The organism is Sulfitobacter sp. BSw21498 (genome assembly GCF_006064855.1).
Lineage (GTDB): Bacteria > Pseudomonadota > Alphaproteobacteria > Rhodobacterales > Rhodobacteraceae > Sulfitobacter.
Map to the genome: position 1 here is coordinate 2,936,175 of NZ_CP040753.1, position 16,938 is coordinate 2,953,112.

Annotated in this window: 15 protein-coding genes; 6 read left to right on the forward strand and 9 right to left on the reverse strand. The window is 57.5% G+C overall.

The genetic code is table 11. The features are described 5' to 3' along the window. Positions 1–48 precede the first annotated feature (48 nt). From E5180_RS14140 to mutM, 7 genes are all read right to left on the reverse strand, one after another. Positions 49–669, reverse strand: a complete 621-nt coding sequence (locus E5180_RS14140; protein WP_138924942.1) for a LysE family translocator — start codon at positions 667–669, stop codon at positions 49–51. Then, the gene (recF, locus tag E5180_RS14145; RefSeq protein ID WP_138924943.1) at positions 666–1,763 is read right to left on the reverse strand and encodes a DNA replication/repair protein RecF; all 1,098 of its coding nucleotides are present in this window, start codon (positions 1,761–1,763) and stop codon (positions 666–668) included. Before recF ends, E5180_RS14140 begins: the two co-directional genes overlap by 4 nt. Before the next feature lie 46 nt (positions 1,764–1,809). Continuing rightward, positions 1,810–2,928 carry a DNA polymerase III subunit beta gene (gene dnaN, locus E5180_RS14150; protein WP_138924944.1) on the reverse strand — a complete coding sequence of 373 codons (1,119 nt, stop codon included), beginning with the start codon at positions 2,926–2,928 and terminating at the stop codon, positions 1,810–1,812. 135 nt (positions 2,929–3,063) lie between these two features. Next, complete coding sequence (dnaA, locus tag E5180_RS14155) at positions 3,064–4,422, reverse strand: chromosomal replication initiator protein DnaA (protein ID WP_138924945.1); 1,359 nt, start codon at positions 4,420–4,422, stop codon at positions 3,064–3,066. Positions 4,423–4,945: 523 nt separating this feature from the next. Next, on the reverse strand, positions 4,946–5,209 hold the full coding sequence (gene rpsT / locus E5180_RS14160) for a 30S ribosomal protein S20 (RefSeq protein WP_093734394.1): 264 nt from the start codon (positions 5,207–5,209) through the stop codon (positions 4,946–4,948). A gap of 168 nt (positions 5,210–5,377) precedes the next feature. After that, positions 5,378–6,154, reverse strand: coding sequence for an enoyl-CoA hydratase (locus E5180_RS14165; protein ID WP_093734393.1), 777 nt, complete (start codon positions 6,152–6,154; stop codon positions 5,378–5,380). Positions 6,155–6,219: 65 nt separating this feature from the next. After that, positions 6,220–7,071, reverse strand: a complete 852-nt coding sequence (gene mutM / locus E5180_RS14170; RefSeq protein ID WP_138924946.1) for a bifunctional DNA-formamidopyrimidine glycosylase/DNA-(apurinic or apyrimidinic site) lyase — start codon at positions 7,069–7,071, stop codon at positions 6,220–6,222. An 88-nt stretch (positions 7,072–7,159) separates the two neighbouring features. Between mutM and ubiE the strand changes: the two genes are divergently transcribed. The 5 genes from ubiE to tdh all read left to right on the forward strand — a co-directional run bounded on the left by ubiE (position 7,160) and on the right by tdh (position 12,394). Continuing rightward, on the forward strand, positions 7,160–7,912 hold the full coding sequence (gene ubiE, locus E5180_RS14175; protein ID WP_138924947.1) for a bifunctional demethylmenaquinone methyltransferase/2-methoxy-6-polyprenyl-1,4-benzoquinol methylase UbiE: 753 nt from the start codon (positions 7,160–7,162) through the stop codon (positions 7,910–7,912). 3 nt (positions 7,913–7,915) lie between these two features. Then, positions 7,916–9,448, forward strand: a complete 1,533-nt coding sequence (gene ubiB / locus E5180_RS14180) for a 2-polyprenylphenol 6-hydroxylase (RefSeq protein WP_138924948.1) — start codon at positions 7,916–7,918, stop codon at positions 9,446–9,448. A gap of 45 nt (positions 9,449–9,493) precedes the next feature. Then, on the forward strand, positions 9,494–10,060 hold the full coding sequence (locus E5180_RS14185) for a helix-turn-helix domain-containing protein (RefSeq protein WP_138924949.1): 567 nt from the start codon (positions 9,494–9,496) through the stop codon (positions 10,058–10,060). A 106-nt stretch (positions 10,061–10,166) separates the two neighbouring features. After that, positions 10,167–11,354: a glycine C-acetyltransferase gene (locus tag E5180_RS14190; protein ID WP_138924950.1), complete on the forward strand. Its 1,188-nt coding sequence runs from the start codon at positions 10,167–10,169 to the stop codon at positions 11,352–11,354. Next, a complete protein-coding gene (tdh, locus tag E5180_RS14195) occupies positions 11,351–12,394 on the forward strand; it encodes an L-threonine 3-dehydrogenase (protein ID WP_138924951.1) in 1,044 nt (347 codons plus the stop codon). Before E5180_RS14190 ends, tdh begins: the two co-directional genes overlap by 4 nt. 138 nt (positions 12,395–12,532) lie before the next feature. On the opposite strand, the gene serA is transcribed toward tdh, so the two are convergent. Beyond that, complete coding sequence (serA, locus tag E5180_RS14200) at positions 12,533–14,128, reverse strand: phosphoglycerate dehydrogenase (protein ID WP_138924952.1); 1,596 nt, start codon at positions 14,126–14,128, stop codon at positions 12,533–12,535. Positions 14,129–14,209: 81 nt separating this feature from the next. Continuing rightward, positions 14,210–15,349 (reverse strand): phosphoserine transaminase, encoded by a 1,140-nt coding sequence (locus tag E5180_RS14205; protein ID WP_138924953.1) that lies wholly within the window; start codon positions 15,347–15,349, stop codon positions 14,210–14,212. A 193-nt stretch (positions 15,350–15,542) separates the two neighbouring features. Between E5180_RS14205 and E5180_RS14210 the strand changes: the two genes are divergently transcribed. Continuing rightward, a complete protein-coding gene (locus E5180_RS14210) occupies positions 15,543–16,829 on the forward strand; it encodes a glycosyltransferase family 4 protein (RefSeq protein ID WP_254700493.1) in 1,287 nt (428 codons plus the stop codon). Positions 16,830–16,938: the final 109 nt, after the last annotated feature.

Below are 16,938 nucleotides of genomic sequence, written 5' to 3' on the forward strand. Positions count from 1 at the left end.
ATAGTATTTTTCGCCATGATTGTCACGCGCCTGACACAAGATTTTGCGTTAGATGAAGGGAATGAGCAAACCTACGCAGATCAATAGCGTGCCGGCCACAATGTTGATGCGTTTCAGCGTGGCAGGGTTGGTCATCAGGCCGCGCAATTTGCCCACCAAAGCGGCGACAGAGAGATTGCCAAGCAGCGGAATTACGACCGAGACCGCGATGATCGCACCCACATCAACTGCGGTAACGCTGCGCAGATCAAAGAAGCCCGGCAGCACGCCGATGTAGAACAATACCGCTTTTGGATTGCCCAGAATGGCAAGCAGACCGGCCCCGAAACCAGCCCAGGCACCTGGCCGCGTGAGACGGCTGTCGCGGTCGATTTTAGCGTCGGCATGGCGGATCAGCAGGGAGCCCATGATCAGGAACACACCGCATGCAATCCAGCGCATGCCCAACATGAACATATCAAAGACCGACAGAATCCAGCTGATGCCAAGCACCGCCACCAGTGGCCACAGCATATCACCGATTGCGACACCAACGGCGAGCGGCCAAGCGGATGCAAATCCGCCCGACAATGCCCGCGCCATGATCGCCAACCACACCGGACCGGGTGTCAGAAACAGGATGAGCAGCGCACCGCAATACAGCAGCAGGTCGGGCAGGGCGATGGTCATGGGAGCATTCTTGCGGTCGACAATCCGTCGGCGTCTGTCACCTCAAGCCGTTGCGCGCGCGGGCCGAGCGTGTCGAACAGCTCTTCCCCGGTGCCGGTCATCCAGGCCTGCGCGCCAAGTGCGCTTAGTTCTTCATACAGCGCGGCGCGGCGGCTTTCATCCAGATGTGCCGCGACCTCGTCGAGCAGCAACAAAGGGGGCGCGCCAAAATCAGCGGCCAAAGCGCGGGCGTTGGCAAGGATCAGCGATACCAGCAGCGCCTTCTGCTCTCCGGTTGAACAATCGCGCGCGGGGACATCTTTAGCGGCATAGACGCCTTCAAGGTCGGCACGATGCGGGCCGATCAATGTCCGCCCAGCCGAAAGATCGCGCATGCGGCTATCGGCAAGCGCCTGACGCAGCCCGTCGGCGGTTTTGGGCATGTCGCAGATCAGATTAAGTGTGGCGGTCGGAAAGGCGGTTTCGGCCTGCGCCTGCGCTTCGGTGATCGCTTGAAGGGCAGCAACACGGTTGGCGTGGATCGCGCTTCCGGCTTCGGCCATCTGCTGTTCCAGCGCGACATACCACGACGGTTCGCGCACCATATCTTTGAGCAGGCGGTTGCGTTCCCGCATGGCCTTCTCGTAGGCCAGCGACTGATCTGCATGGTCAGGCAGAAAGCTGAGGGTCATACGGTCCAGAAAGCGGCGGCGCCCTTCGGCCCCTTCGATCCACAGACGGTCCATCGACGGGATCAACCACAGCACCCGCGCGATGCGCCCTAAACCGTTCTGCGCTACGGCTTTGCCGTCAATGCGCAGCTGTCGCGCCGCGCCTGCTTCTGACCAGACCTCGATCTCGTGAACCTGTCCTAAGCTGTGAAGATGTGCGGTGATTTTCCAGCCAAGCGCCTCTGGCCGGCGTGTCATATCCGACGCGCTCGACCGCCGCAGGCCACGTCCGGGCGACAGCAAAGATACCGCTTCGAGGATATTGGTTTTGCCCGCGCCATTCGGACCAAAGATCGATACCGGTCGCGCATCGCTGTCGATCACCGCCCGTTTATGCGAACGGAAATGCGACAGCGTCAGCTGGGATAAAAATAGGCCGCTCATACGGGTGGTATGAATGCGTTAAGATATTCGGCGTAAGCTGGCAGCGTCACACACGCATCGGCATAACGACATACACGGCAGACATATCATTGCCCTCGCGCATCAGCGTCGGATCACCGGAGGAGTTGAACAGGAATACCGCATTTTCACGATCTACCTGGCTTGCAATCTCAAGCAGGTATTTCGCGTTGAACCCGATCTCGAGCCGTTCGTCCGCATAGGCGACGACCAACTCTTCTTCGGCTGCACCGCTGTCAGGTGCATTGACCGACAACACCAGACGGTCTTCGTCCAGTTGCAGTTTGACGGCACGCGACCGTTCAGAGCTTACGGTCGCAACACGGTCAACGGCGCGGGCAAAATCGCTGGCGTCGACTTCCATTTTACGTGTGTTGCCCTGCGGAATCACGCGCGTGTAGTCGGGGAACGTCCCGTCGATAACTTTCGAAGTCAGCGTGATATGCGGCGTGGCAAAGCGGATCTTTGTCTCGGACACGGAAACGGCGATTTCCATATCATCGTCATCCAGAAGCTTGCGCAATTCACCCACGGTTTTGCGGGGGACGATCACGCCGGGCATTTCAGCGGCACCGTCCGGCATGGGCGCGTCGATGCGGGCCAGGCGGTGGCCATCGGTCGCAACGCAGCGCAGAACCTTGCTGCCGTCGCTGTCCGAAATATGCATGTAGACGCCGTTCAGGTAATACCGCGTTTCTTCGGTCGAGATGGCGAATTTGGATTTGTCGAACAGCCGGCGCAGCACGGGGGCAGGGGCCTTGAAGTTCGACTGATATTCAGAGGTGGCCATCACGGGGAAATCTTCGCGTGGCAGCGTCGCCAGTGAGAAATTGGACCGGCCTGCTTCAACAGTCAGACGCCCCGCGGCGTTGTCTGCGGTCAGACTGATCAACGCACCGTCGGGCAGCTTGCGCACGATTTCATGCAGCGTGGTTGCCGATACGGTGGTCGCACCGGCGCGTTCCACCTGAGCGGGGGCCTTATCGACAACCTCGATATCCAGATCGGTCGCGCGGAACGACGCGTCGGAGCCTTCGGCCTCGATCAGCACGTTGGCGAGAATTGGGATGGTGTTGCGGCGCTCAACCACTGATTGGGCCTGTGATACGGCCTTAAGCAGCGCGGCGCGTTCGATGCTGAATTTCATATGCCATCTCCATTCCGGCAGTCCGGGAGGGCAAACTACCCGATACCAATGTATTCACAAGAGTTTTGTTGACTTTTCAGCACGAAACGAAGGCCCGTCAAGGCCTTCGCGTGTGTTCTGAGCAAGCTGGTGCTTTTAAGCCTCGAGAGAGCGGCGCAGCAGTTCCAGATCTTCGGCGATCTGACCGTCGTTCTGTTTCAGCTCTTCGATGCGTTTGACGCCGTGCATAACCGTGGTGTGATCGCGCCCGCCAAAGCGACGCCCGATTTCAGGCAGCGACCGGCTGGTCATTTTCTTGCACAGATACATGGCGACCTGACGCGGGCGCGCGTAGCTGCGCAGACGCTTGGGGCCGACCATATCGCTGAGGCGGATGTTGTAATGTTCGGACACTTTGCGCTGGATTTCTTCAACGCTGACTTTGCGCTCGGACGCGCGGAGCACGTCGGCAAGGCAATCCTGCGTCAAGTCCATGTTGATCTCGCGGCCCACCAGTGACGCAAAGGCGAAGAGGCGGGTCAGCGCGCCTTCAAGCACACGGACGTTGGTGGTGATCCGGTGTGCCAGAAATTCCAGCACGCCTGCCTCGACTTCGAGACCGGGGTAGTTCTTGCGCTGTGCATCGACCTTGTTTTGCAGAATGCCAAGACGCAGTTCATAGTCGGTGGGGTGCAGATCTACGACCAGACCACACTGCAGACGCGATTTCACGCGGTCTTCCAGATCCTTGATCTCGCCCGGGGCGCGGTCTGCCGAAATAATGATCTGCTTGTTCTGGTCCACGAGCGCGTTGAACGTGTGAAAGAACTCTTCCTGCGTGCTGTCCTTGCCGGCGATGAACTGGACATCGTCCACCATCAGCACGTCGACAGAGCGGAAGATTTCCTTGAAGTCCATCATCTTGCGATCGCGCAATGCCTGAACAAAACGGTACATAAACTGTTCGGCAGAGAGATACAGCACGTTCAGCTCGGGTTTGCGGATCTGAAGCTCTTGCGCGATGGCGTGCATCAGGTGCGTTTTACCCAGACCGACGCCACCATACAGGAACAGCGGGTTGAACGTGACGGGGCCCCCTTCGGCAACGCGACGCGCGGCGGCGTGGGCCAGCTCGTTGGGTTTGCCGACAACAAAGTTGTCAAAGCTAAAGCGCGCATCAAGCGGGGCAGTGTTGATTTGGCTGTTCGCAGGATGAACCGCGGCGGCGGGCTTGGGGCGGGCAGTCACAGGATCGACGGCGGTGGGCTTGTCCTGTGGGGCCACAGCAAATTTCAGGCGGCTGATGCTGATGTCTTCGGATTGCATTTCATGCAGCAGCAGATCGGCAAAGTTCTGGCTGACATAGTTGCCAAAGAAGTTGGTCGGCACGAACAACGTGCAGATGCCGTCATCGATCGGGCCAACGGTCAGCGGGTCTATCCAGGTCGTAAAGTTGTTCTGCCCGACCGTCTTTAAAAGCCGGCCCCGAATTGTCGTCCACTCTGCCTGCATCATGCGCCCTGCCGTCCCATTCTTTGATCGTCCCAGCTCATGCGGAAACGCTTTTTTGCCGTACCAAAAGACAATAGACCGCTCACCCGGTCCCACACAGAAAACCGGCCTGTCGTCCTTCGGACATTTTTACATAGGGCGCGTCTGACGCGTGCGTTGGCGATGAAAATCGCCCAACGTCGCTGCCGAACACACCGTTCGTCGTATACAAAAGACAGGGCAAATGTGCTGGCAGCAGCATCTGCAGACGTCAGGTGGCCTCTAGCAAGGCCATCCAAATTTCCCCGACGGATGTTCGATATCCTAGCAAATATCTCGAACCGTTCGGGCCTGTCCCCCCAAGCGAAGTGAATCGCGTTTGATACTGTTAGCAATCTCGGTTGGACTGTTACAACACATCTTCAAACTTGACTCAGAGATTGGTGCAAAAGAATCTCATTCCCGTGATCCGAGTGCGACACCAAAAAAAAGGCACCGTAAAAACGGTGCCTTTCGGATTTTAATGTTGACGTGGTGTCAGTCGGGCTTAGCCCAGTGCTTTGACCCGCGACGCCAGGCGCGACACTTTGCGCGACGCTGTGTTCTTGTGGAAAACGCCTTTGGTCACACCGCGCATCAGCTCAGGCTGAGCAGCGCGCAGGGCGGCTGTTGCGGCTTCTTTGTCACCGGATTCAATGGCTTCTTCTACTTTACGCAGAAAGGTACGGATGCGCGAACGACGTGCTTTGTTGATTTGAAAACGTGCTTCGTTCTGACGGGCGCGCTTTTTTGCCTGAGGTGTATTTGCCATGAGGATCAGCCTTAATCTTGGGTATGTTCAAATTGCGAATACGCGACACAAACCCAAGGACCGGAACCAATATCCGATAAGGTGATTCTAGCCAGAGCGGGCTGCACGCGCATGTATTGGGGTTGCCTATAGTCCACCCCGACGCGCAATGCAAACCCGCAAAGCTATTTACTTGTCGCGGAACTGTGCTTCGCGCTTTTCTAGGAAGGCGGACATGCCTTCTTTTTGATCTTCCGTTGCAAACAGCGAATGGAAAACGCGGCGTTCAAACAGCAGACCTTCGCGTAGCGGCACTTCGAAGGACCTGTTTACCGCCTCTTTGACCACCATGGTCGAGATCATGGATTTCTCGGCGATCTTTGCCGCGGCTGCCATCGTTTCTTCCATCAGCTTTTTGACCGGAACCACACGTGACACAAGGCCCGCGCGTTCTGCTTCGGCTGCATCCATAAAGCGGCCCGTCAGGTTCATATCCATTGCTTTGGATTTGCCGATCGCACGGGTCAGACGCTGGGTGCCACCAATGCCGGCGACAACGCCCAGATTGATCTCGGGCTGGCCGAACTTGGCGCTTTCCGAACAGATGATAAAGTCACACATCATCGCCAGTTCGCAACCGCCGCCAAGGGCATAGCCCGACACGGCAGCGATGATGGGTTTGCGCACACGCATGATCTGGTCGGTCTCTGGGGTGAAAAGATCACCGGCAAAGACGTCGACAAAGCTTTTGTCGCGCATCATGGCAATATCGGCACCGGCGGCAAAGGCCTTCTCCGAGCCGGTGATCACGATGCAGCGGACTTTTTCGTTTTCCTGAGCCGATTTCAATGCATCGGCCAGCTCTGTCATCAGCTGGTCATTCAATGCGTTCATTGCGTCAGGACGGTTCAGCGTGACAAGCGCGATGTGGTTGTCGACGTCGACCGTGATCGTTTCATAAGCCATCAAAGAATGCTCTCGTTTGTTACGCTTTGAAAGATGTGCATACCACGGGGACGGGGTGTTTCAAGTTATCTTTGGCATTGCGGGCAGTAGAAGGAAGAGCGCCCGGACTGCACGATGCGGGCAATCTGATGGGCGCAGCCTTGGGTGCGGCAGGGCTGCGCCTCGCGCCCGTACACGTCAAAGCTGTGCTGGAAATAGCCCAACTCTCCGTCAGCGCGTTTGAAATCGCGTAAGGTCGATCCACCTGCGGTGATCGCTGCGTTCAGGACGTCGCGGATGATCGGGACCAGCCCGCCAACACGGGCCGCTGATATGCGCCCCGCCTTGCGCGCCGGGTGGATGCCCGCGCGGTAAAGTGTTTCGCAGACATAGATATTCCCCAGCCCCGCCACGATCCGCTGGTCCAGCAGAGCGGTCTTGATCGGGGTGTTCTTGCCTTTCAGCGCGCCAATCAGGTGCGCCTCGTGGAAATCATTGCCAAGCGGCTCTGGCCCGATGGCCGACAGCAGCTTATGGCTGTCGGCACTGGCCGTATCCAAAAGATCCATCGCGCCAAAGCGGCGCGGATCGTTGAATGTTACCCGCGCACCGTTGCCCATATGAAACACAACGTGATCATGTTTTTCGGGGGCGGGGTGGTCATGCACGAATTGCCCCAACGGATCGCCCGAGATCAGCATCCGGCCGGACATTCCCAGATGCACCAGCAGCGATTCTCCCGAGGATAGATCCGCCAGAATGTATTTTGACCGCCTGCGCAGCTGGGTCACCCGTTGTCCTGTCAGCCTTGCGGCCATATCTGGGGGGAAAGGCCAGCGCAAATCGGGGCGGTTCACCTCGGCGCGGGCAATCACCTGACCCTCCATCACGGGGGACAAACCGCGACGTACTGTTTCGACCTCTGGCAACTCAGGCATGGTTGTTTCCCTTCTGACAAAAGGGCGCATTGTACCTGACCCCTCGCGCCCTATAACAAAGGTGCAGATCAAAGGACTACAAGACCCCATGACAAACGACAGCGACAAAACCACTCATTTCGGATTTGAAACCGTGGCCGAAGGCGACAAGGCCGGACGCGTGCAGGGTGTCTTTAACTCTGTGGCAAGCAAATATGACATCATGAACGACGTGATGAGCGTCGGCATCCACCGCGTCTGGAAAGAAGCGATGATGGATTGGCTGGCCCCGCGTGCAGGACAAAAGCTGCTGGATGTCGCCGGAGGCACGGGAGATGTGTCGTTCAAGTTTCTGGGCCGCGCGGGAACGGGCCATGCCACTGTGCTGGATTTGACCGAACCGATGCTGGTCGCAGGGCGCAAGCGCGCCGAGGCAGCAGCGATGGCGGACAGTCTTGATTGGGTTGTCGGCGATGCGATGGCGCTGCCGTTCGAGGACAACAGCTTTGACGTCTATACCATCAGCTTTGGCATCCGGAACGTAACCCGTCCCCAAGAGGCTTTGAACGAAGCCTACCGCGTGTTGCGCCCCGGCGGGCGTCTCATGGTGCTTGAATTCAGCCAGTTGCCCAATCCGATGATGCAAAAAGCCTATGATCTGTATAGCTTTAACGTCATCCCCCGCATGGGGCAGATGATCGCGAACGACCGTGACAGCTATCAATACCTTGTCGAATCGATCCGCAATTTCCCCGACCAAGAGACCTTTTTAGGTATGCTACGCACCGCGGGCTTTGGGCAGGCGAAATATCGGAACCTGTCGCTGGGCATTGCGGCGCTTCATTCTGGTTGGAAGATTTAAGTCATGCGCGGACCTCACAATATCTGGCGGTTGATCCGCACCGGTGCAACTTTGGAGCGGACCGGCGCGATGAATGTCGTGCTCGACGCTTTTGACGCGACTCCTGCCTTGCGGTTCGTCGCCAAGGCGCTTGGCAAGCCGTTCAAGTTTCTGGGCTATGCTGGCGATCCGGCGATGCCACCCGCCACCCGTGCGCTCACCGCGCTTGGCCCCGCCTACATCAAATTTGGTCAGGTGCTGTCCACGCGCCCCGATGTCGTGGGCGACGAACTGGCGGTGCAGCTGCGCGTATTGCAAGACAAGCTGCCGCCGTTTTCGATCGAACAGGCCAAGGCCGAAGTCGAGAAAGAGTTGGGCCTGCCGGTCAGTGCGATTTTCTCTGAGTTCAGCGAACCTGTCGCTGCCGCCTCTATCGCGCAGGTGCACCGCGCAACCATCGCCGAGACCCAAGAAGACGTGGCCGTCAAAGTGCTCCGCCCCGGTATCGAGAAAGCGTTCCGCAAGGATGTCGATGCCTTCTATCTGGCGGCGCGTATGGTTGAACTCTTCTCTCCCGGATCGCGCCGCCTGCGCCCGATGGAGGTGATCGAGCATTTCGATGGCGTCGTACGGGGCGAGCTGGATTTGCGGCTCGAATCCTCTGCCGCGTCTGAATTTGCCGCGAACACCAAAGGCGACGCAGGGTTCCAACTGCCTGCGATCAAATGGGAATATTCCGCCCGACGTGTGATGACGCTGGGCTGGGCCGATGGCGTATCCATGGGGGATAACGATGCGATTGACGCCGCGGGTCACGACCGTGTCGCGTTAGGCGATCGCGTATTGCAGCTGTTCCTGAACCACGCGCTACGCGACGGGTATTTCCATGCAGACATGCATCAGGGCAATCTTAAGGTCGCACCGAACGGGGATATCATCGCCTATGATTTCGGCATCATGGGCCACATCGACGAATACACCCGCCGTGTTTATGCCGAGATTCTGTTTGGCTTTATCCGCAAAGATTACAAACGCGTGGCAGAGGTGCACTTCGAAGCGGGCTATGTGCCTGCCGACAAAGATGTCGACGAATTCGCCCGTGCCCTGCGCGCCGTGGGGGAGCCTATTTTCGGCATGGACGCGACCCGCATTTCGATGGCGCGGCTGCTGACCTATCTGTTTGAGGTCACCGAACGCTTCGGGATGGAGACGCGGACCGAGCTGATCTTGCTGCAACGCACCATGGTCGTCGTCGAAGGGGTCGCCCGTTCGCTCAACCCGCATATCAACATCTGGGAAGTGTCGAACCCGATCGTGACGGATTACATCTCTAAATCCATCGGTCCACGCGCAGTGATCAAAGACCTGAGCAAGACCGCGATGGTGCTCGCACGTTTCGGCCCGCGGTTGCCTGCGCTGGTCGAAAGTGCGTTGATCCGGCAGCAGGAAGAAACGCCGCCGCCCCGTCCGGCCTTCCGGCGGTGGATTATCCTGTCGGCGATTGTGGGCGCAGGGACCGCAACGGGGATTATTGCGGTTTTGCAGGCGCTCAGCTAGCGCCTGCCATTGACAGCGGGGCACACTGCGGCCCATCTATCCGGCATGACGGATAATCCAGACGCTATACTGACGCAACTTCCCGCCCGCCTGAAGGCCGCGCGCACCGCACAGGGTCTGAGCCTTGATGCGGTCGCCAAGCTGTCAGGCGTGTCGCGGTCCATGGTCAGCCAGATCGAGCGCGGCGAAAGCAGCCCTACCATCGCAACCTTGTGGAACCTGACCCGCGCCTTGCAGGTAGATTTCGCAGGTTTGCTGGACAGCGCCCCGAGCCCTGCCCAGATCGAAGTGCTACGGGCCGCAGAGGTGCCAACGATCAATAACCTCGGCTCCGGCTGCCGCATCCGCATCCTCTCGCCACCCGAAGAGGCGGGCAAACACGAAGTCTATGAACTGCTGATTGACGTCGGCGGTATGCTGGACAGCCAGCCCCATACGCGGGGTGCACGCGAACACCTGACAGTCTTGGAAGGCACGGTAGAGCTGCACAGCGGGGAGGCCGTCGGCACAGTCCACGCAGGTGATACAGCGCGCTATCCAGCCGACGTGCCGCACCGGATCGCTGCAACGGATGGTCCTGTACGGGCGTTTCTAGTGGTGCAGGACGCCTAGATCGACATCTTAATCCACAATATAGGAAAAAATCCGCTATAGGGGAATTCCTCTATTTCGGAAATGCATCCATTATGGTAGAACGCCTGTGAAAAGGAGTTTTATCATGACCCAAGCGTATCTAGATCACGTCAACGCCACCCTGTCCGGCATCGCCGCAGACGGTATGATGAAGCAAGAACGCATGATCACCTCGCCGCAATCAGGCGAGATCACGGTGGGCGGGCGTCAGGTCATTAACCTTTGCGCGAACAACTACCTCGGGCTGGCGGACCACCCCGACTTGATTGCCTCTGCCCGCGACGCGATGGACCCCAAGGGGTTTGGCATGGCCTCGGTTCGCTTTATCTGCGGCACGCAGGATATTCACCGCGAGCTTGAACAAAAGCTGGCGGCCTTCCTTGGCAAGGATGATTCCATCCTCTTCGCCGCCTGCTTTGACGCCAACGGTGGGCTGTTCGAGCCGCTTTTCGGACCCGAAGACGCCATTGTGTCGGACAGTCTGAACCACGCGTCGATCATCGACGGCATCCGCCTGTGTAAGGCCAAACGCTACCGCTATGCCAATTCTGACATGGACGACCTTGAAGGGCAGCTGAAGCTCGCCCGCGAGGAAGGCGCGCGGTTTATCATGATCGCAACAGATGGCGTTTTCAGTATGGATGGCTATCTGGCCAAACTGCCTGAAATCACAAAACTGGCCGAGAAATACGAAGCGCTCGTGATGGTCGACGACTGCCACGCGACAGGCTTCATGGGCCCCAAGGGCGAGGGCACGCCCGCACATTTTAGCGTCGATGTTGATATTCTGACGGGCACGTTGGGCAAGGCGCTTGGCGGGGCCATTGGCGGTTATATCGCAGGGCCGCAGCCGGTGATCGATTTGCTGCGCCAACGCGCACGCCCCTATCTTTTTTCGAACTCGCTGCCGCCTTCGATTGTCATGGCGGGGATCAAGGCGCTGGAGCTGGTCGAGCAAGGTGACGACCGCCGCAAGCAACTGTTCGAAAACGCGAAATACTGGCGCGAGGGACTGACCAAACTGGGCTTTGACCTGCTACCTGGCGAACATCCGATTATCCCTGTGATGCTGGGCGAAGCGCAGTTGGCACAAGATATGGCGGCGCGTCTGTTCGAGGAAGGCGTCTATGTTAGCGGATTCTTCTTTCCGGTGGTGCCTCGTGGTCAAGCCCGCATCCGCACCCAGATGAACGCCGCGCTGACACGCGATGAACTGGATCGCGCGCTGGCCGCTTTTGAAGTCGCGGGCAAAGCCTGTGGGGTTCTGTCATGAGCAACCAAATGAAAGCGCTGTGCAAATCCGAGCCGCGTGAGGGGCTGTGGATGACCCGCGCGCCTGTGCCAGAGATCGGGCCGGATGATGTGCTGATCAAGGTGAACAAAACTGGCATCTGCGGGACCGATATTCATATCTGGAACTGGGACGAATGGGCGCAAAAAACCGTGCCTGTCCCGTTGATCACGGGTCATGAATTCGCCGGAGAGATCGTAGAGCTGGGGCGCAATGTCACCGATCTGAGCATCGGTCAGCGGTGCTCGGGCGAGGGGCACCTCATCGGCAAAACCTCACGCCAGTCGCGGTCGGGCAAATTCCACCTTGATCCCGCCACCCGCGGGATCGGCGTGAACGAACAAGGCGCGTTCGCGCAATACCTACGGCTGCCCGCGTTCAACGTGGTGCCGCTGCCCGATACGATTTCCGATGATATCGGTGCTATCCTCGACCCTCTTGGCAATGCGGTCCACACCGCGCTGAGCTTTGATCTGGTGGGCGAGGATGTGTTGATCACCGGCGCAGGCCCCATCGGCATCATGGCCGCCGCGGTCGCGCGCCATGTCGGTGCCCGCCATGTTGTGATCACGGATGTGAACCCCGCACGCCTTGAACTGGCTGCCAAGGTCGCGGACGTCGTGCCTGTCGATGTGCGTCAAGAAGACCTCGCGGATGTCATCGCGCGTCTCAAGATGAAACAGGGTTTTGACGTCGGGATGGAGATGTCGGGCAATCAGACCGCGCTTGACCAGATGGTCGAGGCGATGACCATGGGCGGGCGGATTGCGATGCTGGGCATTCCGCCCGGAAAATCCCCTGTGGATTGGTCGCGCATCGTGTTCAAGGCGATCACGGTCAAAGGCGTCTACGGCCGCGAGATTTTCGAAACCTGGTACAAAATGATCGCCATGCTCGAAAACGGGCTGGATGTCAGTGCGATCATCACGCACCGCTTTGACGCAGATGATTTCGAGACCGGATTTGCGACGATGAGGTCGGGTGCGTCGGGCAAGGTCGTGCTGGACTGGACCGGTGCGTGATGCATCGTCGGGTCGGCTAAGAAGGGGCGCTGCCCCCGCAGCCTTTGGCTACTCCCCCGGGATTTAGGTCATTTGGAAGCAGACAAAAAAGCGCCCCCGATGCCGGGGGCGCTTTGCGTTTCAGGGATAAGGTCGGGTTTAGGCGACTTCGAATTCGAGCTCTTTGACCTGCTTGAATAGGCCTGTATCGCGCAGATCTTTTAGCGCTTTTTCGGGCAGCGGTCCGTCAATGTAGAGCAATGCAATTGCTTCGCCCTTAGCGGTGGAGCGGCCAAGCGTGAAGTTCGCAATGTTGACGTCATGCGCACCAAGGGTCTGCCCCAATGTGCCGATGATACCGGGCACGTCGTCGTTGGTTGTATAGAGCATATGTGCGCCAACTTCGGCTTCGATATTGATGCCCTTGATCTGGATGAACCGTGGTTTCCCGTCCGAGAATACGGTGCCCGCGATCGAACGTTCCCGTTTTTCAGTAACAACCGTGACCTTCACGTAACCGTCAAACACACCAGATTTATCTTGGTTGGTGGTGCTGATCTGGATGCCTTTTTCCCGTGCGACGACAGGGGCGCTGACCATGTTAACATCTGGGTTGGCACGTTTCATGATGCCCGCCACGACCGCGCAGTTCAGCGCGTTCAGGTTCATCTCCGAGACCTGACCATCATACAGAATGTTGATTGCCTTAACGGCTTCGTCAGTCATCTGGCCAATAAAGGCACCCAAGTGACCGGCCAATGTGATCCATGGGCCCATGACCTTTGCCTCTTCGGCGGTGACCGAAGGCATGTTCAACGCGTTGGTGACCGCACCGGTCAGCAAGTAGTCAGACATTTGTTCGGCGACTTGAAGGGCAACGTTTTCCTGCGCCTCGGTTGTCGCCGCGCCAAGGTGGGGCGTGCACACGACGTTAGGCAGGCCGAACAGCGGGTTCTCGGTCGCGGGCTCTTCTTTGAAGACGTCAAAGGCTGCGCCGGCAACATGGCCGGATTTCAGCGCTTCTGCCAATGCTTCTTCGTCAACAAGGCCACCGCGGGCGCAGTTGATGATCCGCACACCTTTTTTCGTCTTCGCCAGCGCCTCTTTCGACAAAATGTTGGCGGTTTGGTCGGTATAGGGCACGTGCAATGTGATGAAATCGGCGCGGGCCAGCAGGTCGTCCAACTCGACTTTCTCGACGCCCATCTTCTGTGCCTTTTCTTCGCTCAGGAAGGGGTCATAGGCGGCAACTTTCATCTTGAGCCCACGCGCGCGGTCGCAAACGATACCACCGATGTTACCTGCGCCAATCACGCCAAGGGTCTTTCCTGTCAGTTCAACACCCATGAACTTGGACTTTTCCCATTTGCCCGCGTGCGTGGAGGCCGACGCTTCGGGGATTTGCCGGGCGACGGCGAACATCATTGCAATCGCATGTTCAGCAGTGGTGATCATGTTGCCGAAGGGGGTGTTCATCACGATGACACCCTTTTTCGAGGCCGCATCCTTGTCGATGTTGTCCGTCCCGATGCCGGCCCGCGCGATTACCTTCAAGTTGGTAGCGTTTGCGAGAATCTTGTCAGTTACCTTCGTAGCGGACCGGATCGCGAGCCCGTCATAGTCGCCGATCACGGCGGCGAGCTTGTCTTTGTCTTTGCCGAGGTCGGGTTGGAAATCGACGTCAATGCCACGGTCTTTAAAGATTTGAACTGCGGCGTCCGAGAGTTTGTCGGAAATAAGCACTTTGGGGGCCATGAGTGGCGCTCCTTTTTTGAATAAAATGGGGGCGTGGGCTAACCACCCGCCCAACAAAAATGCTAGGCGGGGAGCCGCAAATTAGGCGTTGATTTCAGCTTCGAAAGCCCATTCAAGCCAGGGTAACATCGCCTGGATATCAGAGGCTTCGACGGTGCCGCCGCACCAGATGCGCAGACCGGCAGGAGCATCGCGATAAGCTCCAATGTCCAATGCTACATCCTCGTCAGCCAGACGTTTGGCCACAGCTTTTGCGAAGGCTGCGCCGTCTTTGATCCGGTCGTCATTGAACTTCAGGCATACTGATGTGTTCGACCGTGTCGCCGGATCAACCGCCAAGAAATCGATCCAATCGTGTGTTTCCACAAATCCTGTGATGGCTGCCGTATTGGCATCGGCACGCGCGATCAGACCTTTCAGTCCACCCACGGATTTCGCCCAATCCAAGGCCAGCAGATAATCTTCAACGCAGAGCATGGAAGGCGTGTTGATTGTCTCGCCTTTGAAAATACCTTCGATCAGCTTGCCACCTTTGGTCAGGCGGAAAATCTTAGGAAGTGGCCATGCAGGCGTATAGCTTTCAAGCCGTTCGACAGCCCGAGGGCTGAGGATCAGCATCCCGTGCGCGGCTTCGCCACCCAGAACTTTCTGCCAGCTGAATGTTGTCACATCCAGTTTGTCCCAGGGCAAATCCATTGCGAAAGCAGCGGACGTTGCATCGCACAAGGTCAATCCCTTGCGGTCGGATGGGATGACATCGCCGGTTGGAACGCGCACGCCAGAGGTAGTCCCATTCCAAGTGAAGCATACATCATGGTCATAGTTTAACGCCGACATATCGACAATTTGTCCGTAATCAGCTGTATGTACCGTGTGCTCTATCTTGAGCTGTTTTACGGCATCCGTAACCCAGCCCGCGCCAAATGATTCCCATGCGACCATTTCTGCAGGGCGCTCGCCAAGCAGTGACCACATCGCCATTTCATACGCACCGGTGTCGGAAGCGGGAACGATGCCAATTTTATAGTCAGCAGGTACGCCTAGAATTTCACGGGTGGTTTCAATTGCTTCAAACAATTTTGCCTTGCCGGGCGCTGCGCGGTGGCTGCGTCCCAATGGCGCGCTCGCAAGCTTCGCCAGGTCATAAGCAGGGGGTTTGGCACACGGGCCAGAAGAAAAACGCGGATTCGTAGGCCGCGAGGTCGGTGTCGTAATAGCCATTTAGCTACCCTTTCAGATAAGCGCCCTTCGTTGGGGAAGGGTGTCCCACTGACTTGGATACGCGGCGATCAGGGTGGCTACAAGTCCTCAAATATCGCCAGTTTGACGCAAATGCAGGATAAATGGACGATGCGGGTGTCTTTGTTTCCGATAGGCGGCGCCCCCCGGGCTGTTTAGCGGCCGAATTAATCAATTGTTCATTCCCTTGTGTCAAACCGAGGGGAGCTATGATTCCCTTGTTGAAAGACGTATGACCAAACCGCCCTTGCGCCATATCCTAATCGTCGTTGAAAACCTGCCCGTCCCGCTTGACCGGCGGGTCTGGCTGGAAGCAACAACGTTGGTCAAGGCCGGGTACCAGGTTTCGATCATTTCGCCCACGGGGCAGGGATGGATCGAGGCATTCGAAATTCGGGAAGGCGTGCGCATTTACCGGTATCCCGCTGTTTTAGAGGGTAGTGGGGGGGCTGTTTCCTACGTGAAAGAGTATTCCAGCGCACTTTTGCACTGGTTCCGCTTGGCGCGAAAAATTTGGCGAGAAAACCCTTTTCAGGCAATTCACGGCTGTAACCCTCCGGACCTGATCTGCCTGCTGGCGCTGTGGTTTCGACGCAAAGGCGTGGCATACGTCTTTGACCAACACGACGTGTGCCCTGAACTATATATCGTGAAGTTTCAGAAGCGGGGAATTGGCTATTGGCTCATGCGTCGATTTGAACGGCTCAGCTACCGCATCGCATCGATCATCATCTCGCCAAATGTCAGCTTTCACAACATTGCCGTCGGGCGAGGGCGCAAGAATACGGAGGATATCTTTGTCGTCCGGTCGGCCCCCGACCTCGCGGATTTTAAGCCGGAGCCAGGGACCAAATCCCATCAAAACCTTGCAAAAACACAGCTTGGCTATGTGGGCGTAATCGGACAGCAAGAGGGCATGGAGCACATGGTTTCGGCAGCCCATCATCTTGTCACCGTATTGGGCGAAACCGATATTCACTTCCTAATTATCGGTTTTGGGCCGTCGCTGGCCGAGATGACGCAGCAGATCACTAAGCTTAAGCTTGAAGATTACTTTACGTTTACTGGTGCCTTATACGGGCCTGCGCTAGTCGGCGCGTTGAATGTCATCGATATTGGCCTCGCACCTGACCCGCACAATGCAATGAACGATATTTCGACCATGAATAAGGTGGTCGAATATATGGCGCTGGGCAAACCTGTAGTGCAATTTGATTTGACTGAAGGGCGGCGAACCGCAGGGGGGGCATCGCTGTACGCAGAAAATAATGATCCAGTGATTTTTGCGCAGTGTATCAAAACCCTTGTCAGCGATCCGGCACGCAGGCGTGAAATGGGCCAAATTGGCAAAGATAGGGTGGCTTGCACATTGGCATGGTCATTCTCTGAACCGCAATTGCTTGCTGCATATGCGCATTTGGCGGCTAAGCGAGAGGGTGAAGGTCGGACCATAGCGCCGTAGGTGCTCCTCCCAAAAATGTTTTTCAGATCTGCGTAGCATCGAAGAATTGCCAACAGTCTCTGTTTTCCTGACAGCGTGTCTCGTTCGAGCGGCGGTGAACCGTTCTTTC